The organism is Bradyrhizobium diazoefficiens (genome assembly GCF_016616885.1).
Taxonomy (GTDB): Bacteria; Pseudomonadota; Alphaproteobacteria; order Rhizobiales; family Xanthobacteraceae; genus Bradyrhizobium; species Bradyrhizobium diazoefficiens_F.
The window spans coordinates 2,904,897-2,925,827 of the sequence record NZ_CP067102.1; the positions used below are offsets into that span (position 1 = coordinate 2,904,897).

Annotated in this window: 24 protein-coding genes; 13 read left to right on the top strand and 11 right to left on the bottom strand. The window is 63.0% G+C overall.

From position 1 onward, the window contains the following. Positions 1 to 8 precede the first annotated feature (8 nt). Positions 9 to 1,400 carry an NCS2 family permease gene (locus JJC00_RS13200; RefSeq protein WP_200472966.1) on the top strand — a complete coding sequence of 464 codons (1,392 nt, stop codon included), beginning with the start codon at positions 9 to 11 and terminating at the stop codon, positions 1,398 to 1,400. A gap of 8 nt (positions 1,401 to 1,408) precedes the next feature. Here JJC00_RS13200 and JJC00_RS13205 read toward each other — a convergent pair whose 3' ends face one another. After that, a complete protein-coding gene (locus JJC00_RS13205) occupies positions 1,409 to 1,630 on the bottom strand; it encodes a hypothetical protein (protein ID WP_200472967.1) in 222 nt (73 codons plus the stop codon). A 349-nt stretch (positions 1,631 to 1,979) separates the two neighbouring features. Between JJC00_RS13205 and JJC00_RS13210 the strand changes: the two genes are divergently transcribed. Beyond that, complete coding sequence (locus tag JJC00_RS13210; protein ID WP_200472968.1) at positions 1,980 to 2,162, top strand: hypothetical protein; 183 nt, start codon at positions 1,980 to 1,982, stop codon at positions 2,160 to 2,162. 21 nt (positions 2,163 to 2,183) lie between these two features. On the opposite strand, the gene JJC00_RS13215 is transcribed toward JJC00_RS13210, so the two are convergent. From JJC00_RS13215 to JJC00_RS13225, 3 genes are all read right to left on the bottom strand, one after another. Next, positions 2,184 to 3,572 carry a vWA domain-containing protein gene (locus JJC00_RS13215; protein ID WP_200472969.1) on the bottom strand — a complete coding sequence of 463 codons (1,389 nt, stop codon included), beginning with the start codon at positions 3,570 to 3,572 and terminating at the stop codon, positions 2,184 to 2,186. 6 nt (positions 3,573 to 3,578) lie between these two features. Further along, positions 3,579 to 4,526, bottom strand: coding sequence for an AAA family ATPase (locus tag JJC00_RS13220; RefSeq protein WP_200472970.1), 948 nt, complete (start codon positions 4,524 to 4,526; stop codon positions 3,579 to 3,581). Positions 4,527 to 4,673: 147 nt separating this feature from the next. Next, the gene (locus JJC00_RS13225; RefSeq protein WP_200472971.1) at positions 4,674 to 4,874 is read right to left on the bottom strand and encodes a hypothetical protein; all 201 of its coding nucleotides are present in this window, start codon (positions 4,872 to 4,874) and stop codon (positions 4,674 to 4,676) included. Between the two features lie 226 nt (positions 4,875 to 5,100). Between JJC00_RS13225 and JJC00_RS13230 the strand changes: the two genes are divergently transcribed. Then, positions 5,101 to 6,075: a quinone oxidoreductase family protein gene (locus tag JJC00_RS13230; RefSeq protein ID WP_200472972.1), complete on the top strand. Its 975-nt coding sequence runs from the start codon at positions 5,101 to 5,103 to the stop codon at positions 6,073 to 6,075. A 39-nt stretch (positions 6,076 to 6,114) separates the two neighbouring features. On the opposite strand, the gene JJC00_RS13235 is transcribed toward JJC00_RS13230, so the two are convergent. Then, on the bottom strand, positions 6,115 to 6,390 hold the full coding sequence (locus tag JJC00_RS13235) for a hypothetical protein (RefSeq protein WP_200472973.1): 276 nt from the start codon (positions 6,388 to 6,390) through the stop codon (positions 6,115 to 6,117). Positions 6,391 to 6,491: 101 nt separating this feature from the next. Then, on the bottom strand, positions 6,492 to 7,100 hold the full coding sequence (locus JJC00_RS13240; RefSeq protein ID WP_200472974.1) for a S24 family peptidase: 609 nt from the start codon (positions 7,098 to 7,100) through the stop codon (positions 6,492 to 6,494). Positions 7,101 to 7,262: 162 nt separating this feature from the next. On the opposite strand from JJC00_RS13240, the gene JJC00_RS13245 reads away from it, so the two are divergent. Then, positions 7,263 to 7,796, top strand: coding sequence for a GcrA family cell cycle regulator (locus tag JJC00_RS13245; protein ID WP_200472975.1), 534 nt, complete (start codon positions 7,263 to 7,265; stop codon positions 7,794 to 7,796). Positions 7,797 to 7,835: 39 nt separating this feature from the next. Beyond that, positions 7,836 to 8,399, top strand: coding sequence for a hypothetical protein (locus JJC00_RS13250; RefSeq protein WP_200472976.1), 564 nt, complete (start codon positions 7,836 to 7,838; stop codon positions 8,397 to 8,399). 46 nt (positions 8,400 to 8,445) lie between these two features. On the opposite strand, the gene JJC00_RS13255 is transcribed toward JJC00_RS13250, so the two are convergent. After that, the gene (locus JJC00_RS13255; protein WP_200472977.1) at positions 8,446 to 8,802 is read right to left on the bottom strand and encodes a hypothetical protein; all 357 of its coding nucleotides are present in this window, start codon (positions 8,800 to 8,802) and stop codon (positions 8,446 to 8,448) included. A gap of 51 nt (positions 8,803 to 8,853) precedes the next feature. On the opposite strand from JJC00_RS13255, the gene JJC00_RS13260 reads away from it, so the two are divergent. The 3 genes from JJC00_RS13260 to JJC00_RS13270 all read left to right on the top strand — a co-directional run bounded on the left by JJC00_RS13260 (position 8,854) and on the right by JJC00_RS13270 (position 10,086). Beyond that, on the top strand, positions 8,854 to 9,018 hold the full coding sequence (locus tag JJC00_RS13260; protein ID WP_200474389.1) for a hypothetical protein: 165 nt from the start codon (positions 8,854 to 8,856) through the stop codon (positions 9,016 to 9,018). 393 nt (positions 9,019 to 9,411) lie between these two features. Further along, positions 9,412 to 9,597 carry a hypothetical protein gene (locus tag JJC00_RS13265; protein ID WP_027531907.1) on the top strand — a complete coding sequence of 62 codons (186 nt, stop codon included), beginning with the start codon at positions 9,412 to 9,414 and terminating at the stop codon, positions 9,595 to 9,597. A gap of 147 nt (positions 9,598 to 9,744) precedes the next feature. Continuing rightward, a complete protein-coding gene (locus JJC00_RS13270) occupies positions 9,745 to 10,086 on the top strand; it encodes a phasin (protein WP_200472978.1) in 342 nt (113 codons plus the stop codon). A gap of 212 nt (positions 10,087 to 10,298) precedes the next feature. On the opposite strand, the gene JJC00_RS13275 is transcribed toward JJC00_RS13270, so the two are convergent. The 3 genes from JJC00_RS13275 to JJC00_RS13285 all read right to left on the bottom strand — a co-directional run bounded on the left by JJC00_RS13275 (position 10,299) and on the right by JJC00_RS13285 (position 13,321). Next, the gene (locus JJC00_RS13275) at positions 10,299 to 10,475 is read right to left on the bottom strand and encodes a hypothetical protein (protein WP_200472979.1); all 177 of its coding nucleotides are present in this window, start codon (positions 10,473 to 10,475) and stop codon (positions 10,299 to 10,301) included. Between the two features lie 76 nt (positions 10,476 to 10,551). Next, positions 10,552 to 11,382, bottom strand: a complete 831-nt coding sequence (locus JJC00_RS13280) for an alpha/beta fold hydrolase (RefSeq protein WP_200472980.1) — start codon at positions 11,380 to 11,382, stop codon at positions 10,552 to 10,554. Between the two features lie 142 nt (positions 11,383 to 11,524). Beyond that, positions 11,525 to 13,321 carry a ShlB/FhaC/HecB family hemolysin secretion/activation protein gene (locus JJC00_RS13285; protein ID WP_200472981.1) on the bottom strand — a complete coding sequence of 599 codons (1,797 nt, stop codon included), beginning with the start codon at positions 13,319 to 13,321 and terminating at the stop codon, positions 11,525 to 11,527. A gap of 129 nt (positions 13,322 to 13,450) precedes the next feature. On the opposite strand from JJC00_RS13285, the gene JJC00_RS13290 reads away from it, so the two are divergent. Further along, complete coding sequence (locus JJC00_RS13290) at positions 13,451 to 14,659, top strand: FecR family protein (protein ID WP_200474106.1); 1,209 nt, start codon at positions 13,451 to 13,453, stop codon at positions 14,657 to 14,659. A gap of 57 nt (positions 14,660 to 14,716) precedes the next feature. After that, entirely contained in the window at positions 14,717 to 17,461 is a 2,745-nt protein-coding gene (locus JJC00_RS13295; RefSeq protein ID WP_200472982.1) for an EAL domain-containing protein, read from the top strand. 16 nt (positions 17,462 to 17,477) lie between these two features. Here JJC00_RS13295 and JJC00_RS13300 read toward each other — a convergent pair whose 3' ends face one another. Beyond that, positions 17,478 to 17,732 carry a hypothetical protein gene (locus tag JJC00_RS13300; protein WP_200472983.1) on the bottom strand — a complete coding sequence of 85 codons (255 nt, stop codon included), beginning with the start codon at positions 17,730 to 17,732 and terminating at the stop codon, positions 17,478 to 17,480. A gap of 244 nt (positions 17,733 to 17,976) precedes the next feature. Here JJC00_RS13300 and rocF point away from each other — a divergent pair, with 244 nt between their 5' ends. From rocF to JJC00_RS13315, 3 genes are all read left to right on the top strand, one after another. After that, on the top strand, positions 17,977 to 18,954 hold the full coding sequence (rocF, locus tag JJC00_RS13305; protein ID WP_200472984.1) for an arginase: 978 nt from the start codon (positions 17,977 to 17,979) through the stop codon (positions 18,952 to 18,954). Between the two features lie 161 nt (positions 18,955 to 19,115). Next, positions 19,116 to 20,387 (top strand): sulfite dehydrogenase, encoded by a 1,272-nt coding sequence (gene soxC / locus JJC00_RS13310; protein WP_200472985.1) that lies wholly within the window; start codon positions 19,116 to 19,118, stop codon positions 20,385 to 20,387. Further along, the gene (locus tag JJC00_RS13315) at positions 20,374 to 20,916 is read left to right on the top strand and encodes a c-type cytochrome (RefSeq protein WP_200472986.1); all 543 of its coding nucleotides are present in this window, start codon (positions 20,374 to 20,376) and stop codon (positions 20,914 to 20,916) included. The genes soxC and JJC00_RS13315 overlap by 14 nt, the downstream gene beginning before the upstream one ends. Positions 20,917 to 20,931: the final 15 nt, after the last annotated feature.

Consider the following 20,931-nt stretch of genomic DNA (forward strand, 5'->3'; position numbering starts at 1 on the left):
AGACGGCGATGGACGAAATGACGAAGCCGCAAGCCGCTCCCGCCGAGCCGGCACCGGGCGCAGCCTCGGGGCTGCTTGATCGCACCTTCGGTCTCACCGCGCGTGGCACGAGCGTCGGCCGCGAGGTGATGGCTGGCGCGACGACGTTCGCGGCGATGGCCTATATCATCGCCGTCAACCCCGCGATCATGTCCAACGCCGGGATGGACCGTGCCGATCTCGTCAGCGCCACGGCGCTCGCCGCGATCGTCGGCTCGGTGATGATGGGGCTGTGGGCCAATCTGCCGCTTGCGGTGGCGCCCGCGATGGGCTCGAACGTCATCTTCACCTATGTCATCGTCAAGCAGATGGGCATGCCCTGGCAGGGCGCGCTCGCCATGGTCGCCTTCACCGGTGTGCTGTTCCTGATCCTCAGCCTGTCGAAGCTGCGCGAGAAAGTCGCGAAGGACGTGCCGGAAGCGCTGAAGATCGGCATCCAGGCGGCGGTCGGCACTCTCATCGTCTTCATTGCGCTACGGGGCGCCGGATTCGTGGTCCAGAATCCGTCAACCTATATCGCCATGGGCTCCTTGCGCAGCCCGCCGGTGCTGCTGACGCTGTTCGGTCTCCTGCTCACGCCGGTGCTGGTGGTGCGCCGGGTGCCGGCGGCGCTGATCCTGTCAATCGCGGTGCTCACGCTGATCGGCTTCTTCGTCCCAAGCGCCAACGGCAAGATGGTGACGTCAGTGCCATCAGCCATCATGGCGTGGCCGCGCTGGCCGACCAGCACCTTCATGGCGCTCGACATCGGCTATCTCTTCAGCCATTTCGTCGTCGCACTGCCGCTGCTGTTCTATTTCTTGTGCGCCGAATTCTTCTCGACGCTGGGCACGCTGATCGGCGTGACCGGAGCCGCCAATTTGCGCAAGCCAGACGGCTCAATCCCGAATGCCACCGCCGCGTTTGCGACCGATGCGACAGCATCAATCGTCGGACCGCTGCTCGGAACCTCCGTCGTCACGGCCTATATCGAATCCATCACCGGTGTGCAGGCCGGCGGTCGCACCGGCCTGACCTCGTTGACCGTCGCGGGATTCTTCTTTCTTGCGCTGTTCTTCTGGCCGATCTTCGTCGTTATCCCGCCGCAAGCGACCGCGCCCGCACTCGTGCTCGTCGGCGTGCTGATGATGCAAGGGCTCGCCCGCATCGACATGACCGACCTCGTCAATGCGGCTCCGATCACGTTGACGCTGCTGGTCACCGTGCTGACCAATAACCTGATCAACGGAATGGCGCTGGGTACACTGAGCTACATCGCTCTGGAAGTGGCCGTCGGCCGGCGGTCGCAGATTCCGGCGATGGTGTGGGGACTCGGGGTCGTATTCGTCGCATATGCGATCGTGATCGCACAGATCTTTTGATGCGTACGTTACGCCGCGAGGTCCAGCAATCGGCACGATCCGCGCACCAGCACCTTGCGTCCGATGGGGGTCATCGTGGGCACGCCATTATCAATGACAACGAGGCCAAGCTTGACGAGGCTGTCGACGAGATAGGCCTTCGAGAGGCGATTGCTCACTACGGGATTACGAAGTGTGCGCAGGGCTGCCCATTGATCCGGCGAAAGATCGAAGTCGAAATCGTCGTTCATGTTGCCTCAAGCGATAGTCACGTTCGCAGCGCCCCTGTTAGCGGCACTGCATGAAGACCATGCGACGACAATGAGTCGGGAATTCGGTGAGCTGTTTAGAACTTCTCTTCACGAATTGCCGCAGTCTGTTGCGCCACAATGGTTAAGATCGTTCGGATACGGATATCGTCCCCATCGCTGATCACTAATTGATGATCTCACTTGATGTTGCGATGCGACGTCGCAGTGCACGGGAAGTGTTGCTGTCTCATTCTGCGTCGCGATACGCACAGAAATTGATGGGGCGGCCGGTCTTGATTCTGTTAGGCTGATTCGCGGGGAATAGCTTCACACACAGGAGTGTGAGTGCATGAACAGGCTGGTCGAAATTCGCAGTCAGGAATCCCTGTGCCGTGAGCGCGCCGCGCTCGATTTTGAGCGTCGGGTTTTCTGGCTTGCGCAAGCCCAGGAATGGGAACAGCGCGCGCTCGACGAAATTGCCTATCACTTTCGCGAGGGGAACATTCCTCGGGCGGAGCTTGCGCGAAGCTGACGTTGGCCGCCAGCTCAGGACTTACTGGTAAGTCGCAACGATATCGGACACCGCGCGCTCGAGCTGCTGCGCGGTGGCGCATTGCCGCACCACGCTGCAAAAGGTCGCATAACGCGGCATCTCGGAATCGCCAAAGCCCCAGGCGAGCCGTCCTTCGGGGTTGAGCCAGACCAGCCGCTTCGAGCGTTCGGAGATTCGGCGCAGGATATCGGCGCGCGGGTCGAGATTATTGCTGCGGGCGTCGCCGAGCACGATCACCGTGGTCTGCGGCGTCAGCGTGCTCATGAAGTCTTTTTCGAAATCGACCAGCGAAGAGCCGTAATCGGACGAGCCGAAGCCGACCTTGGACATGATCTCGGCCATCGCCTCTTCGGGCGACTTCTTCTCCAGGATCTCGCTGACCTCGATCAGATGCGACGAGAATGCGAAGGAACGGACGTCATCCACGACTTCATGCAGCGAGTGGATCAGGAGCAGGAAGAAATCCGAGACCTGCGCGACCGAGCCGGAGACATCGCACAGTGCCACGATCTTCGGTCGGTCGCGGTGCTTGCGCTTCCATGCGGTAAGGAAGGGGATGCCGCCCCAGGCGGCGTTGCGGCGCAGCGTGCGGCGGACATCCAGGTGACCGCGGCGCTGCCGCTTGCGCGGTTTCGAATAGCGCTCACGCAGGCGGCGCGCGATCTGACGGATGAGAGCCCGCATCTCGGCGACCTGACGCCGCTCGATGCGGGCCAGCGGCGCGTTGCGCAGGATGTCGTTGCGGAGGTTTTCGGCCTCTTCGCGGGCATAGAGCGCAAGCCCTTGCGAGACGGTATCACGCACCGCCTCGCGCAGGGCGTCGAGCGCGGCCCGCAGACGCTCGGCCAGCGACGGGTTGGTCGCGGTCAGCGCGTCGAGATCGTCGCGCAGGCGCTGAAGGCCCATGGCGTCGAGGATGCGACTGGAGAACATGCCGCGCTGGGTCGAATAGCGGATGTCGGACAGCGAGGCCGCACCGGAGGCGCTGGCGATCGCGGCTTGGATTGCGTTGCGGTCTTGCGACAGCAGCATCTGGGCAAGCGGGCCCAGGCTCTCGGGAGGTTGACCTTCGCCGGGCTCGCTCACCGGGCCTGATGACGGAGACTGATCAGCCTGTTGATCCGCATCCTGCGAAGCATCGTCGCTATTGGCCTCGGGCTGATCCTGCCGCGGCTCGGGCTGGCTGAAGAATAGATCAAAGCAGTCGCCGAGCGCGAGCTTCTCGTCCTGCGACTTTGCGAGCGTCAGAAGCAGCGCGTCGCGCAGGATGGCACGGTCGGTGAGACCGACCTGCGCGACGGCGCGCATCGCATCGACGCTTTCGGCGGGCGAGACATGGACGCCGGCCCCGCGCGCCGCCCGAAAGAAACGATGGAGGTTCTCGCGCATCGGGCGTCAACCGAAGACGTTGGACCGTGCCGCCTTGGCAATGAAGGTCGTGATCTGGGGGTGCGCTGCCTCGATATCGGCCTCGTATTTCAGGAGCACGTTGAGGGTGTCCTTGACGATCTCCGTGTCGAGCTCGGAAGCCTGAAGCAGCACCAGCACGCGGGCCCAGTCGATCGTCTCGCTGACCGAGGGCAGCTTCTTCAAATCCAGCGAACGGATCTCGTGGATGAAGCCGACCATCTGCCGGCGCAGGGTCTGCGAGATGCCGGGAATGCGGCTCTCGACGATACGCTCCTCAAGCCGCTGCTCGGGGAAGCCGATATGCAGATGCAGGCAGCGCCGTTTCAGGGCGTCGCCGAGGTCGCGCTCGCTGTTGGAGGTGAGGATCACCGTCGGCGGCGTGATCGCCGAGACGGTGCCGAGCTCCGGGATCGTGACCTGGAAGTCCGAGAGGATTTCCAGCAGCAGCGATTCGAATTCGGCATCCGACTTGTCGATCTCGTCGATCAGCAGCACGCAGCCGCCCGGCTGCTCCAGCGCCTGGAGAAGGGGACGCGGCTCGACGAACTCCTTGGAAAAGAACACGTCGCCGAAATCATGAAGTTGTTCGAGCGCGGCGTGCAGCGTCTGCGCGCCGCCAAGGACTTCGCCGAGCTTGTCCTTGAGGATTTGGGTGTAGAGCAGCTGCTTGGCGTATTTCCACTCATAGAGCGCCTTGGCTTCGTCGAGGCCTTCGTAGCACTGCAAACGGATCATCTTCATGCCGCGCCAGGCCGCGATCGCCTTGGCAAGCTCGGTCTTGCCGACGCCCGCAGGACCCTCGACCAGGATCGGCTTTTCGATCTGCTGCGACAAATAGACGGCGGTCGCGATCTGCCGGCTCGCGATATAGCCTTGCGCAGCGAGGCCGCTCTCCACTGCCTCGATCGAGGTCGAGGCCTTCTGTTCAGCCACGAAAGGGCGCTCCCAAAGGTCTTGCTTGAGGCTTGTTCTGCCTGCGTTCCCGGCAAAGAACAAGCCTCGTTTGGGACGGGCCTGATCCGCGCTGACGGCTGCTTTTTCCGTTCAGCGCAAATACTTAACGGGCGAGTTATGGTGCGGTCAGTGCTGCAGCAGCTCCGGCTTGCGGATGGTCTGCCTGACCTCGGCGCCGCAATCGGCGCATTCGTAGACGAAGTCGATCTTGGCAAGGCTCCAGTGCGGCTCGACCTCGCGCACATACATCGGCAGGAACCCCATGCACGTCGGGCAAATCACAGGCGCGATTTCGATATCCAGATGATGCTGTACATAAGCTGGCATCTCGGCTCTCCTTCGCAGGCGACCACCAAACCCCGCGCAAAGGCTACTGCCGGTCGCGTAGATGCCGTCATCAACTCTTTCGAACAGAGACGGAACGGCGAGGGTTTGTCGTTCGCTGTGACATTCTTGTTACGTCTCTGTACTGTAACCGGCGGACCAAATGCCTATTTCTCCGGCCGATCCGCTTTTCTCGGACCATCAACGCAACGATAAGGGAGCAACGCCCATGACCCATGCGATTCGTTTTCACAAGACCGGCGGTCCGGAAGTCCTGGTCTGGGAGGAGGTCAACGTCGGCAAGCCGGGGCAGGGCGAGGCGCGCATCCGCCACACTGCCGTCGGTCTTAATTTTGTCGATATCTACAACCGCTCGGGTGTATATCCCGCGCCACTGCCGAGCGGGCTCGGGAGCGAGGCCGCGGGCGTCGTCGAGGAGGTCGGGCCAGGCGTCACCGATCTGAAGCCGGGCGATCGCGTCGCCTATGGTGCAGCACCGCTCGGTGCCTATTCCGAGGCGCGGCTGATCCCCGCCGACCGGCTGTTGAAGCTGCCTGACGGCGTCGACGACAAGACCGCGGCCGCAATGATGCTGAAGGGGCTGACCACGCAGTACCTGATCCGGCAGACTTATCGCGTGAAGGCCGGCGACACCATTCTGCTGCATGCGGCGGCCGGTGGCGTTGGCCTGATCCTGAGCCAGTGGGCAAAGCATCTCGGCGCGACCGTGATCGGCACGGTCAGCAGCGACGAGAAGGCAAAGCTCGCCAAGGCGCATGGCTGCGACCATGTCATCATCTACACGCGCGAGGATTTCGTGAAGCGTGTCGACGAGATCACCGGCGGCAAGAAGGTGCCGGTGGTCTACGATTCTGTCGGCAAGGACACGTTCCTGAAGTCGCTGGACTGCCTCGCGCCGCTCGGCGTTGCCGCGCTGTTCGGTGCGTCCTCCGGCGCGGTCGAGCCGCTTAATCTTGGACTGCTCGCCCAGAAGGGCTCGCTCTACGTCACCCGCCCGACGCTGTTCACTTACGCCGCCAAGCGCGAGAACCTGGTCGCGATGGCGAACGAGCTGTTCGACGTCGTGAAGTCCGGTGCAGTCAAGATCGAGGTGCGCCAGACCTATGCGCTGAAGGACGCTGCCAAGGCGCACGCCGATCTCGCCGCGCGCAAAACCACGGGATCGACCGTTCTGACGGTGTGATCTCAGATAGAGCAGTGGCGCAGGCTGCCTGAGCCTGCGTCACGCCTTTTCGTGCTTGCGCAGGTCGCGGGCATGATCGTGGCGGATCGCCTGGAGGTCGACATCTTCAGGCGGGACCTGGGGAAGGGCGGCCTCGGCCAGGATCGCCTCGGTCACGTCCTCGACCGAATTCTCTGCGATTTCGTGGATGAACGAGATGTTCCGGTACTCGCCGGAGGTGACGCGGGAGATGACCTCGCGTCTTGTGATCTCCGGGTCGACGATCGCCTCGCGACCGCGCCGCCCGTAATCGATCATCACGACGAAATACTGCATGAAACGATCCTGCCGCGCGCCCCAAGCCCGGGGCGCGGCAGATTTATTTCCGAAAAACGGAATTAAGTCAAGTTGGATTTCCAAAAATCGGAAATCGGCGCCTACTTGCCCTTCTTGCGGGGGCGGGCCGACCTGGCGCGCAGCCGCTCGAGCTGGCCCTTGGGCATGGAGATGCAGATCTCCCCGACCCAATCGAGCTTCACACCGACAATCGGTTTGGCGTTGAAGCTGGTGAGGTTGACGACGGAGGGAGACTTGCCCCGCTCGATGGTCTTCAGATAGCGCTCGCCGGTCTTGAGCCGAACCACGGCCTCCTCACCGTAGAAGCTCGACAAGGGGTGGCGCTGATCCTTGTAGACCACAATCACGTCGCCGCTCTGGTATTTGGGCAGCATCGAGTCACCGACAATCTCGAAGGCGACGGTCTCTTCCATGATCGGGAACGGCAGTGCGATGTCGCCAAGTCCCTCCGGAGGAACCTGTTCGTAGTCCGGCTCGATCACGGCGCCGGCGCCGACCCGGCCCATGATCGGCGCAAGATTGAGCTCGAGATATTCCATGATCGGAACAATTTCCGAGGCCTTTACAAGACGTTCGCCGCCGAGGATCTCCGACACCGCGCCCGGGCGCACGCCCATGGCCGCTGCCAGGCCGCCCTTGCTCTTGCCTGTCTTTTCCAGGCCCCGCTCGATCATTGCAACGTCCAACATGGTGATTCCTTCGATTCCAATCGCCTTGTCTCTCTTATAATCCGAAATTCGGAATTGATGCAATTATGAATATCAGAAATCTGGCTTGACTTTCTCTTCGGAATACCGGAATGTGTGTCCCGCCTCCGGATCGATCGGGGAGGCGCATCACAGGACAGCAGCATGGAACCGGGCCATTGGCCGTCGGAGCATTCCGACGCGCTTCGCGACTATTTTCTCAAGGGATTGTCATATGCGGAGATCGGAAGGGAGATTAACGCAAGGTTTGGAACGGCTTACACGCGCAATGCGGTGGTCGGTCGCGCCAAGCGGCTCGGGCTCGCCGAGCCCGAAAGGATGACGAGTCCATCGATCGTGCCGTCCTTGCCGGGCGAGCCCGGTCTGCACTCGCCGCCTCGTGTTGCAATACCCGGCCTGAACCTGCCGCCGCCATCGGCACTCAAGCCGGCCAATCCGGTCAAATTGCGCTGCGTCGGCGTCCAGCCGCGACTGATCGCGCTGCTCGAGCTCGAGCGAGGCGACTGCCGCTATCCCTATGGCGGTGACAGGGAGGGAGAGGAGATCAGCTTCTGCGGTCATCCGCGTCAGCCTGGCTCGAGCTATTGCGCGCCGCATGCGCATCTGACCCGCAGTTCCGGAGCAGCGTCCGGCCGGACCGCCGGTGCCGTCGTGCTGAGGCTGGTCTCCGCCGCCTGACCAGCCAGTGTCCCTTCTGGTGTCGCAAGGAGTACTCGAGTGGCACGTGCCAGACGCAACATGTCCTACAAATTGACCGGGCTTCACGACCGCCGATCGCGCGATCTGCCGTTCAATGCAGAATTGGCGGAGGTCGCGGTCGACAATCCCCTGGCGCTCGATCCGGACGAGAAGATCGTGGCGATGCGGTCGATTCGCAACGATCCGCTCGGCCGGCTGCACTCGCATCACCAGATCGACGAGGCGCAATATCGGGGTGGCCGCGCCTACCAGAGCGACTGGGAGCGGGCGGAACGGGGCCCGCAGGCCATGGATCCGACCCGCGAATATGTCGACGGCACACGCTCCCGCGAGCCCGTCACCGAGAGCCAACGCCAGGCCGTATTACGGCTGAACCGGGTCGAGCGCGAGCTCGGCACCGACGGCGCCGCGCTGGTGCATGACGTGCTGGTGCTGGGCTTGACGATGGACCAGATCGGGGAGCGACGCGCCGCGCGCACCCAGCGCTGGAACGACTATTTTGCGCGGCGTTTTCGCGAATGCCTCGACCGGCTGGCGCTGGTCTACGGCTTTGCCACCGATGCGTCGGCGCGGCGCCCCTGAATGTGGCTGCCGGCGGCTTCCGCCGCCGGCATTGTTCCGTCGCTCCTCACGGATGCGGCATGATCTGGTAGGGCGTGGTGTAGGGCTCGACGCGGAGCGAGGCGGCGGCCAGCAGCCCGATCTTGGCCGTGGGCGCCTGCTGCATCTCACCGTTCTGACCGCGATGCACGTTGTACTGCCAGACGGTGAGGTCGCCCTTCTGCGCCAGTGCGTGCGCGACCGCGCTCGCGTCATTGCCGCCGAGCGCCTGAAGCTCCTCGGGCGATAGCCCGACGATGATCTCGTCCTTGATGGTGACGATCTTGAAAAGGTTCATTTTGGTCTCCTGCGCCCATGCGCCCTGTGCCGAGAGTGTCAGAAGCGCAACCGCGGCGCCCTTGATGAGATCGCAGCGAAAAAGCATGCCGTCGTCCTTTGGTGCTGACGCGCGCCCGAATCAAACAGTCCATCAGCCATGGCGCCCGAGATCTGCGTGGCCGTTTCGCAACCGCTTGGTCGTACGATCTTGAACGACGGTTCATGGACGCTGGAGAGCGGCTGCGGAATCGATGTTCATTTTGTGGACGATGCAACCGCCGAAATCGGGCTCAACGATTACGTGTATGCGCTGAAGCGCTAGTCCGCGGTTGCCAATTTCCGTTCACGCCGGGAAACGTAGTGAAACGCAGGTCCAATTGACAGCGATCGGGGCCGTGTGGTGACTGATTGCTGCTTCTTGACGCAGGTGGGTGACGGCAGCGCGTATTCCTGTTATCCGGAATCGCCGTGGCATGATGCCGACGAAGCATCGCTAAGTCTACGGTTTGGCTTGATCGAGGGGTTGTTCCTTGCCATAATTGCAACTTCTCGGGTCGGGCCGAGTCTCTCCAGAAATGCAGCTCAGCGTACCAATCTGCTGGGGTGCCCCGACCTAGAGTTCGTCGTTGCCATGGCATTCGGTGACGGCGTGCGGTTCTCGATCGGGGCTCCCGACGCCCGACCCCGAAGAGCCCAGTCCTGTCATAGGTGCGAGATGAAAAACCTCAATTTCGCGGCTGAACTGCACCTTAAGCTCGGCGCACCCGCGAACGGTACCGTCGAAAGTCTCCGCCTGCTGCGCGCCTTTCTCAAGCTCGCCCCCCGGCAGCGCTTTGAGGTCATCAAGCTCGTCGAAGACCTCGTCACCGACGAAACCATCCCCGAACATCCGCTGTCCTGAGCCCGGCCACGGGCCGACGTTGCGCTTTGTCCATCTTTCAGACCGGCAAGCGGACCGCCAGGTGGCGTCCGTTGCCGGCGCTTGGGCGCTGGAAGACGGTGCGGCAAATGTGGTAATCAGTCAGGAAAAAGAGGGAGGAGTGCGACCATGATCGAACCGAAGCTCGAAGTTCCGGCCGAACTGCGCGACTTGGCTGAGAAAACCATCGACCAGGCCGAGCAGGCATTCGGCATGTTTTTCGATGCCGCCACCAAATCGATGTCGTCCGTTCCCGGAGCGAGCGCGGACGTATCCAAGCAGGCGCTTGCTTTCACCGAGCAGAACATGAAGGCGGCGTTCGAACACGCTCGCAAGCTGGTTCACGCAACCGACCTTCAGGAAGCGATGCGGATTCAGTCCGAATTCCTGCGCAGCCAGTTCACCAATGCCGGCGATCACATGCGCCAGATGACCGGCAACTTCATGCAGCCGGGCAAGGGCAAATCCTGACAAGGGAAGTTCCGATTTCCCGCGCCATAACCGTGTGCTCACAAATTGATCTTGCGCAGTGACGCGCTGCGCATTTCAATCCTGGTGCAGGTCCATGATGGGCCACCGGATGAACCCTCATTCGCCGTCCGTCGTCCTTTCTGCTGATCCCTGTCGGTTCACCCGGCAGGGATTTGCATTTTGAGGGCTTGTTTGCGCCCTTGGCGCAAAGCTCAGCCGCAACACGAGCCCGGAGATTGCGAGAGGTCGATGCGGGCGATGATCGACCGCAGCAGCCTGCGGGCCGAACGATAGAGGTGGCGTGCGAGCCCGGGCACCCGCGCCGGGAACAGGCCAAGGCCCCGAGTATCAAGGCTCGCCGTATCAAGCCCTTCGATATGGTGCGACACGTGCCTCTCCCATGCTGTACCGCCCTTCTATGATGGCCGGCATGGAGCTGCGTTGATCTGCCGCAAAGCGTTCCGGCTAATAGTCGCCGGGATTCATGATCATCGGGGAGGTCGTATCGGCCGGCGCGAGCGCGCTGCTGGCGCTGTCGCGCAGGAAGCGGTCAAGTGTCGCCTGGATCTTCTCTTTGACCGAGTCGGGCCCGCGATCGCTCATCTCGGTATGCTGCGCACCGGTATGGATGATGTCGATGCCGCGCGCCTTGGCCTCTTCGGGCGTCGGCAGCACGCCGGGGTCGGTCTGGAAATGCGGATCCTTGGAGCGGAACGACAGGATCTTCATACGGTCGTTGAGCACGAAGGGCACCCTGAGATTGTCGAGCGTGATCACCTTCGACACGAGTTCGGGATGCTGCTGGGCGACATACATCGAGACGTCGCCGCCGTTGGAATGACCGACCAGCGTGATGTGATCATAGTCGGCGTTCTCCTGCCGCCCCTTCAACGTGTGCAGCACGTAGAGGATATTGGCCTCGCAACGCATATAGACCTCGCGCCGGCCGACATATTTCTGGCCGACACGGGTCATCAAGGGCGGATCGCTCGGCAGATCCTGCTGGATGCTGGCAACGAGATAGCCGCGCGCGGCAAGCACGTTGGCGAGGAAGGAATACTCGGTGGCCTTGACCGTGTTGCCGTTGCTGATGATGGCGACCGGAAGCTTCCAGAGGCCGAGATTGGCCTTGGTCTCGTAGTCGCGCCGCACCGCGATCTCGACCGAGATCGGCCGCTGGCGCGCGGCGTCGAACAAGGACAGCATCTCGTGACGGATCGCGAACTTGCTGACGACGACATACTGGCCCGCCCCGAGGACGCAGAGAAAAGCCAGGATTGCAAACACCCTCTTCATGGTTCCGTCTCAATCACTTTTGACTGAACATGGCTATTGAAAACCCCCGGATCGAGCGATCGTGAGCACGATACGGGATTAAATTTAGGCAAGTCTGTGAGAAGGACCCCAAAAGGGTCGCATCGAGGCGAGGATCGCGCGGCTAGAGGCAGCCGCCTCTGCCGCGTTCGGGGCAAAGCCGGAACGCGCTCGACAGGGTGAACAGGAAGCGCGGGCTGCGGCGCTCATTGTCCGGCGCCCGGTAACTCAGGGGCACGGCCACGCCGAAATCCGCCTGGAAATCCTGCGGCAGGAAGAACCGTACGCCGGCACCGGCGGACGTCAGCGCAAGGCCGTCGCTCAGACGGTAGCCGTCGTTCCAGACTGCGCCGGCGTCGCCGAAAGCGTAGAGCTGGTAGCCGCTCCAGTAGGGGAAATTGAGCTTCTGGTCGAAGCGCAGCTCGAGCGAGCCGGCAAGACCGTTGTCGCCGCTGATCTCGGCCGCACCATAGCCGCGGCCGAAGGCTGCGCCGCCGAGATAGAATTGCTGCGAGGTGAACAATGGCCGCGACGCGGTCTGGCTCGCCGCAGACAGCTTGAGCGACCAGGCGTCGTTGAGCGTCTGGTAGCGTGTGAACCAGAAATTCAGCACAGAGAAATTCGACGACGCGCCATCGCGCGACAACAGATCATCGTCGAAATGCGAGGCGCCGAAGACGTCGAGGCCCTGGCGGAGGGTCATCGTCGCGTAGTTGGTGCCGCCGAAGCGATCCTGAAGGCGGTAATCGGCGGTGAGGCTCGCGGTCCTGATGTGGTCGTTGTACCAGGGGCCGTAGAGATCGTGCTCCGACACGTTGCTGAAGGTCCCAGCCATGGTGAGCGTCAGTCCCGACGATTGCGACATGAAGGGCACGGTGCTTGCCCGCACCTCGAAAGCCTCCGTCGTGGTGATGTCGCTGTCGAGGCGGCGCGCGTCGCCCGGCCGGACTGCGCTATAGAGGACGGAGGCGCCGAGGCGTACGCCGTCGACGCCGACCGGTGCGTCATAGGACAGCCGCGCGAAGCCGAGCTCGCGCGGATCGTTGGCAATGGTCGACAGGTTGACCGCGAGGGTGTCGCCCGGCGTGAGATAGGAGTTGAAGGCGCCCGTCGCGTAGGTCTGCCATGGACCGACCGACGACGAGCCGAGGTTGTCCAGGCCGAAAGAGCTGAAGACGTGCCAGGTCTTCAGATAGACGATGAGGCGGAAACGACCGGTCGCGCCGCCGATCTCCTCCAGCGCGGTATCGGTGATCCGAACGCCCGGCCTGCCGTTGATAAGGAAAAGCTGGCGTTCGAGCGTAGCCAGCCGCGACGGCTGCTCGGCCAGGACCGGCCCGAGCATTGGCCTCACGCCGAACTGCTCGGCGCCGTCACCCTTCAGATCGGCTTGCACGATGGCGCCTTCGATCACCCGGATCCGGACACGGCCGTCGGCGATGTCCTGTGGCGGCACGATCGCGCGGCTCAGGTGGAATCCCCGGGCGCGGTAGAGATCACTGATTGCGCCGGCGATCGCAGCGAGGTCGGCTTGCGAGACCTTCTTGCCGAGATAGGTCTGATAGACGGCGGCGATGTGGTCGTAGGGGATGACGTGGGCGCCGCTGATGTTGATGCCGCGCAGCACGAATTGCGGCCTGGTGTCGCCGCCAGTGTTCGGCTGGCCTACCGAGGGTAACTTCACCGGAGCCCGGCTCAGAGATTCCTGCTCGGTTTGGTTTTCAAAATACTTCTCCGGCTGGCGCGGATCGAACCCCGGCTGGTTCGCCTGTTGCGCGAACGCCTGCGGAGTTCCCGCAAATGTCGGTCCAAACAGAACCAGTGCGGCAGCAAGATACCGTCCGGTCAAGCCATGCGCGGGTCGCTCTACGTAGTTTGACGGAGATGTCGCCAGGCGCCGGTAGGGATTTGGTAGCCGCATGATTTTTCTTAGTTTTTTATGGTCAATGATCGGTTAATGGCGCCGCCGGACTCCCCGGATTCCGCTAAGCCAATCTTGAGTGATCTCGGATACGCCTCAGGCTCGCAGCAACTCAGACTGAGGGTCATCATGCTTGCTCGAATTGGAATGCAGTGCGCCTTAATGGCAGCGCTGATCCTGGGAACGGTGTCAGGTGCATCGGCTGCGGATGACGGCGTCTGGTCGGTCAGCAAGTCGTCGGGCGAGGTCTGGCTCGCCACCAGCGGCACCCAGCAGGTGTCGTTGAAACAGGAAGAGACGCTGAAGCCGGGCGATACCATCCGCACCGGGCGCAACGGCCGCGTGCTGCTCGTTCGGGGCGAAGAGACGATTTTGATCTCCCCCAATTCGGTGGTCGGTGTGCCGGCCGAGAAGAACGAGGGACTTTCGACCACCATCATCCAGCAGGCGGGTTCGATCCTGCTCGAGGTCGAGAAGCGCAACGTCAAGCATTTCGAGGTCGAGACGCCGTACCTCGCCGCCGTGGTCAAGGGCACGCATTTCAGCGTCACAGTGGGCGCGGGCAGCACCAAGGTGGGCGTGCTCCGCGGCCAGGTTGAAGTCTCCGATTTCAAGACCGGCCAGATTGCGCAGGTCATGCCGGGGCAGGTGGCCACCGCCTTCGAACACGGCAAGCCGGGTCTTAGCCTGAGCGGCTCCGGTACGCTCAATCCGATCGAGCAAGGCAAGCCGCGCGCGTCGACGATCGAGCGCGTCCCTGTGCCGAAGTCAGGCCTGTCAGTGCCGCGCAATGCGGCGAACGGCCCTGCGATCCATGCGCTTGGCACGATCGACAAGGGCACCAAGACGGCCGGCGCGCCGACGCAATCGCGCCAGGCATCTGGGGCTCACGCGCCGAAGGCCGGAGCCGTGCGCGTCTCGAGCTCGCTCGGCGAGGTCAAGCTGAACTTCCACAAGGTTACCCATGGGCTCGCCCACGACGCCGTCGTACCGGGGCGTGTACGGAACGCGAATCCCAGCACCGATACGGTGTGGAGCGAGAGCAAGGCGAGCGCGACGACTACGGCCGCCAACAGCTCCACGGTTACGGCAGTCACCGTGAGCAGCAGTGGATCTGCGGCCAGCGCCTTATCGACGTCATCAAGTGCATCAACCACTGTTGCGACCACCGCTGGGTCGACTAGCGATAATTCGGTTGGGAACAACAACGGCACCAACAACGGCAACGGCAATGGCGGTCCCATCGGTAACGGCAAGGGCAATCAAGGTAACGGCTACGGAAATGGCGGCGGGAATGGCAGCAACGGGAACGGCAACGGGAATGGTCATCACCACTAAGGTGATTCGCTAGGGGATGAGGGGGCGCACCCGTCGAAGCGGGTGCGGGAGGATCGGGTGAAACGCTATCGGCCACATATCCTTGTCGTGATCGCGCTGGCGGTTGTGCTGTCCACGGGATGGCACGGCTCGCTTCGCAGCGCGCTCACTGATCTGCGCTTCGCCTGGCAGTCGCGCTCCGCCAGCGGGAATGTCGTCGTGGTGGCTATCGACGCTCCCTCGATCGATCAGATCGGCGTGTGGCCCTGGCCACGCAGCCTGCACGCCGACCTCCTGCACCGGCTCGAGGCCGCCGGTGCGCAGGACGTGGCTTTCGACATCGATTTCAGTTCGCCGTCGGATCCGGCTTCCGACGAGGCTTTCGCCACTGCGCTTCGGGAGGTTGGAGGCTCGACGATCCTGCCATCCTTCAAGCAGCCGACGCCAAATGGCGGCGCGGCGCATATCAATCGTCCGCTGAAATCGTTCAGCAACCAGTCGTGGCCGGCCGTCGTCAATGTCGCGGTCGAATCCGATGGGCTCGTTCGCCGTTATCCGGTTGCAGAAAAGCTCGGCGACGCGCAGATGCCGTCGATGGCCGTCGTGCTGGCCGGGCAGGATGCCAATCGGCGGCGACCCTTCCTGATCGACTTCAGCATTCGTGCGGCTTCCATTCCGAGCGTTTCCTATGTCGACGTGCTCCGGGGAGACGCCGCGGCGCTCGACAAGCTGAGGGATAAGAAGGTCATCGTCGGCGCCACGGCACTCGAGCTGGGCGACCGGTTCAGTGTTCCAAATGGCCGCATCGTCGCGGGGCCCGTCCTTCAGGCATTGGCGGCAGAATCGGTCCTTCAGAACCGGATGCTGTGCTGGACGTCCGATGCCGGCATGATCGCTGGCTTCGGCGTGATCTGCCTGCTGATGATGTATTCATGGCGCCGCGTCGCACCGGGTGTCCGCGTTGCGATCCTCGTCGCAGCCGGAGCAGGCATCGAAATGACCGCGGTCCTTGTGCAGGAACGTTGGCCACTCGTCATCGACACGTCGCTGTTCCACATTGCGATCGTCGCTTATCTCGCGGCCATCGCGCTGGACGAGATCGATTTCCGCGGTCTCTTGGGACGCATCGCTGAGAGCCGCTTTCACCGTATCGCGATGTCGCTCGGCGATGGTCTGGTCTGCACCGACGAAGATCACCGGATCACGGTCTGGAATCCCGGCGCGAGTGCGATCTTTGGTTACATGCCGACCGAGATGATCGGCCGACCCTTCGAAGCGCTTTGCGCGATGCCGGCAGAGGCAGCTGCAAGGACTTTCGCCATGCGCGGCGCTGCGCGCCAGGCGCTGCTGGTCCCGGGTGGTGCCGTGGTCGTCGAGTTCGAGGGCAGGCGCAAGACTGGCGAAACCTTCCCGGTCGAGGCGAGCTTCTCGGGTTGGCAGGGAACGGACGGCTTCCAATACGGCGCGATCCTGCGCGACATCTCCGTGCGCAAGCGCGAGGCCGAACGCGTCAGATATCTCGCCGAGTACGATGCGCTGACAGGGCTTGCCAACCGCAACACGCTGCATGCGAGGCTTGCCAGCCTGATCACCGGGGCACATCGGCGGTCCTCAGAGGTCGCACTTCTCGTGCTGGGGCTCGATGGCTTTCAGCAAATCAACAATATGCTTGGACACTCGGCCGGCGATCTCGTGCTGCGGGCGGTGGCTGAGCGCTTGCGGACCGAGGCCGATGGCAAGGCGGTGGTCGCCCGGCTCAGCGGCGACGAGTTTGCGATAGCGCTGAATTGCGCAGAGAGCGACGAGCCGATGACCGCGTTCGCCGAGCGAATTGCGCGCGCATTCGAGGCGCCGCTTGTGACAGGCACGCGCCAGCACCGCGTCAGGATCAGCGTCGGCGTCGCAATCTATCCGGAAGGCGGACAAAGCGCGGATGATCTCCTGAGCAACGGCCATCTGGCGCTGAGCCGCGCCAAGGCGACCCGGCGCGGCAGTCATGTGATCTTCGAGAGCGTCATCCGGCAGGAACTGGAGAACCGGCTGACGCTTGAGAGTGAACTGGCGCTTGCCGCCGACCGCGGCGAGTTCGAACTGTTCTACCAACCTCAGGTTCGCCTGATCGATGGCGGCCTGGTCGGGGCCGAAGCGCTGATCCGCTGGCGGCACCCGGTGCGCGGCTATGTCTCGCCCGGAGAGTTCATGCCCGTGGTCAACACCTCGGCCCTGTCCGAGCGGATCGCGAATTGGGTGATGGAGACGGCCGGCCGGCAGGCGCGTGCGTGGGAGCTCTCGGGCAACGCCGTACGCGTCGCAATCAACCTTTCGCCGTCGCAACTCCACTCCGGCGATCTCGCGCGTTCGGTTGCGGAGTTGCTGAAAACGACGGGGCTAACCCCCTCGTTGCTCGAGATCGAAGTCACAGAGGACATCCTGCTGCGCGACGAGGGCCGGGTGCTCGACATGTTCAAGCGGATCCAGCAACTCGGCGTCCGCATCCTGTTCGACGATTTCGGAACGGGCTATGCAAGCCTGAGCTACCTGAAGAAGTTTCCGCTCGACGGGCTCAAGATCGACCGCTCGTTCGTGTTCGATCTGCTCGCGGATTCCGACGACGCGGCGATCGTCGGCTCGACCATCGGCCTCAGCAAGCAGCTCGGTCTTACGGTCGTTGCCGAAGGTATCGAGAATCGCGCCACGGCGGATTTCCTGGTCAGCATGGGCTGCCAGGAAGGACAGGGCTACTTTTTCGGCCGTCCGATGCCTGCCGGCGCGTTCGAGAAGCAATTTCTGGTGGGCGAGCTGGAAACTGTCAGCGCTGCCTAAGTGCGCCTGTTTGGCTCTAGCGCCGGCGCGCAACCGCCACGCCAAGGAGGAAAGCCACGAACAGGCTGGCCAAGGGGGCTTCGCGCGTGATCGCCGCCACTGTCGAGAGCGGCCGTCCGGGCCTTCGCGCTTCGTCGATCGCGTAGGTGAGGCGATCGACGGCAGCGCGCAAACCTCCGGTGACCTCGCCGATGGTGTGGGACACGTCGGTCGCCGCATCGATGGCGCGCTCGGCCATGCCTGGCTGAGGATTGGGCTGGGGTATGTCCATGCTCAAGCGAGACCTCCAGACCTGACGAACCTGAGGCCGGCACCTTTGGCTATCCGCGCGTGCGCTCGTTTTGAACAGCGGGCCCGAAGACCTTTGGCTATCCGCGACAGGCGCCGTTTTGAACGGCGGGTGCCGGCCTTGCGGGGGAAATGCGGGGCGCGGGATTTTGTTCCGGCTCCCCGTGAAACGACGGATGCGAATCTCTGTTACGCTGGTGCAGCCTTGCTGACCTCAGGAGATTGCCGTGACCGATCGAACCATCACGGATCGAGCCAGGCGCATCGCGCTGCTGGGTGCGCCCATCGATATGGGCGCTTCACAGCGCGGCACCTTGATGGGTCCCGCGGCGCTGCGGACTGCCGGCCTTGCAACGCTGCTTGAAAGCCTGGATTTCGAAGTCGTCGATTACGGCGATCTTTCTGTGGCCGAGGTCTGGGACCTCGTCGACCGGCCGCCGGAGAAGGCCAATCACTACCGCGAAATCCAGCGCTGGACGCGCATGCTCAGTGGTCGCGGCTACGAGATCGCGCAAACGGGCGCCTTGCCGATCTTCCTCGGGGGCGATCACACGCTGTCAATGGGTTCGGTCAATGCGATGGCGCGGCATTGGCAGGAGCGTGGACGTGAGCTGTTCGTGCTCTGGCTCGATGCCCATGCCGACTACAATACGCCGGAGACGACGATCACAGCCAATATGCATGGTATGTCGGCGGCGTTCCTGTGCGGCGAGGCGGGGCTCGATGGCCTCCTGGGCGATGATCCGCGCGCCTCGATTGATCCGGACAGGCTCGACCTGTTCGGCGCGCGTTCGATCGACAAGCTCGAAAAGGAGCTGATGCGCACGCGCCGGATCAGGGTTGTCGACATGCGCCAGATCGACGAGTTCGGCGTCGCGGTGCTGATCCGGCGCGTCATCGAACGTGTCAAAGCGAGCAACGGCGTGCTGCATGTCAGCTTCGATGTCGATTTCCTCGACCCTTGCGTCGCGCCGGGTGTCGGCACCACGGTGCCGGGAGGGGCGACCTATCGCGAGGCGCATCTGATCATGGAATTGCTGCATGATTCCGGTGTGGTGGGGTCGCTCGACATTGTCGAGCTCAATCCGTTCCTGGACGAGCGCGGCCGCACTGCACGCACCGCGGTCGAACTGATCGGCAGCCTGTTCGGCCAGCAGATCACCGATCGGCCGACACCCAGCAATGCAATCGCGCCGGGTGAGTGACACGCGAGCCGTTTGTGCGTTGCGAAGAATGGAACTGCTGTCGCGGCGGGGCGGATATAGATCAGTCCTGATCGAAATCGACTGCTTTTGAAATGCACGCGAATTGCAAATGCGCTTCGCGGAAGGTTTCATGCGGGCCGAGCTTGAGCCGAGGGTCCGCAATGAGCAGCACGATCGACAACCGCGACAAATCCACGAGGTCCACACGGCGCCGCTTCTTGCAAGGGAGCAGCGCCGTGGCAGGCGGCTTTGTTCTGGGAGCCGGAGCATCAGCCGCCGCCGAGACCGAAAATCTTCCGCCCAATGTCCCCGATTGGATGAAAGCGCCGGGCGAACCGATGGGAAGCCAGCCCTACGGCGCGCCGTCGCCGTTCGAGAAGGGCGTCGTCAAGAATATCTCGAAGAACCTCAAACAGTACATCTCCGCATCCGGCCGGACGCCATTGCAGGAGCTCGATGGCATCATCACGCCGAATGGCCTGTTCTACGAGCGGCATCACGGCGGCGTTCCGACCATCGACCCGGCGCAGCACCGGCTGATGCTTCACGGCCTTGTCGAGCGGCCCTTGATCTTCACCATGGACGATCTGCGGCGCTTCCCGTCGGAGTCGCGCATTCACTTTCTCGAATGCTCCGGCAATCCCGGTTACGCCAAGCCCTATGGCAAGACGGCGTCGGACCTCGTCGGCCTGCTGAGCTGCGCCGAATGGACCGGCGTCAGCCTGAAGCTGGTGCTTCAGGAGGCCGGGCTGAAGCCGGAAGCCAAATGGATCATCGCTGAAGGCGCCGACGCTGCTGCGCTGACCCGAAGCATCCCCATCGAGAAATGCCTCGAGGATGCCATGCTCGTCTATAGCCAGAACGGCGAGCGGCTTCGTCCGCAGCAGGGCTATCCGTTGCGGCTGCTCCTGCCAGGGTTCGAAGGCAATATGAACGTGAAGTGGTTGCGGCGCCTGCACGTGACCGCAGAGCCCGCATATTCGCGCGAGGAGACCTCGAAATACACCGACCTCCTGCCGGACGGTACGGCAAGAGAGTTCTCTTTCTACATGGAAGCGAAGTCGATCATCACGCGTCCATCGGGCGGCCAGCATCTGGGCGCACCCGGCTTCCACGAAATCACCGGCATCGCCTGGAGTGGCCATGGCAAGATCAAGCGGGTCGAGGTGTCCGTCGATGATGGTAGGAGCTGGCAGGCTGCGCACTTGCAGGAGCCGGTGCTGACCCGTGCCCTCACGCGCTTCCGCCTGCCTTGGCAATGGGACGGCAAGCCTGCGGTGATCCAGAGCCGCGCAATCGATGAAACAGAGTATGTGCAGCCGACGCTCGCCGAGCTGCTCGCAGTACGCGGCGAGAACTATTTCTACCACAACAATGCGATCTGGCCCTGGCGCATCGCGGCCGACGGGGAGGTGACCAATGCGCTGGCGTAATATCTGCGGCAGCGTTCTCGCGTTCTTACTCTGCGCTTCAGCGAACACCGCGCGGGCGCAAAGTCCTTATGGCATCGGGCGACCGGCGACGGCGGCCGAGATCGCGGGCTGGAATATCGATGTCGGGCACGATGGCAGCAATCTGCCGAAGGGAAGCGGTTCGGTCAGTCATGGACGGGAGGTGTTCGCGCAGCAATGTGCGTCATGTCATGGCGACAACGGCGAGGGCGGTCTGGGCGATCGCCTCGTCGGCGGGCAGGGCACGATCGGGACTGCCAAGCCGATCCGCACTGTCGGAAGCTACTGGCCTTATGCGCCAACGTTGTTCGACTATATCCGTCGCGCCATGCCGCAGAACGCGCCGCAGTCGTTGAGCGATGAGGACGTCTACGCGGTGTCCGCTTATGTCTTGAATCTGAATGGGCTGGTCGGAGCGGATGCGACGCTCGATGCCAAATCGCTCGCGGCGATCAAAATGCCAAACCGCGACAAGTTCGTCGGTGATGCGCGCCCCGACGTGAAAAAGTGAACGAATGGAAATGGT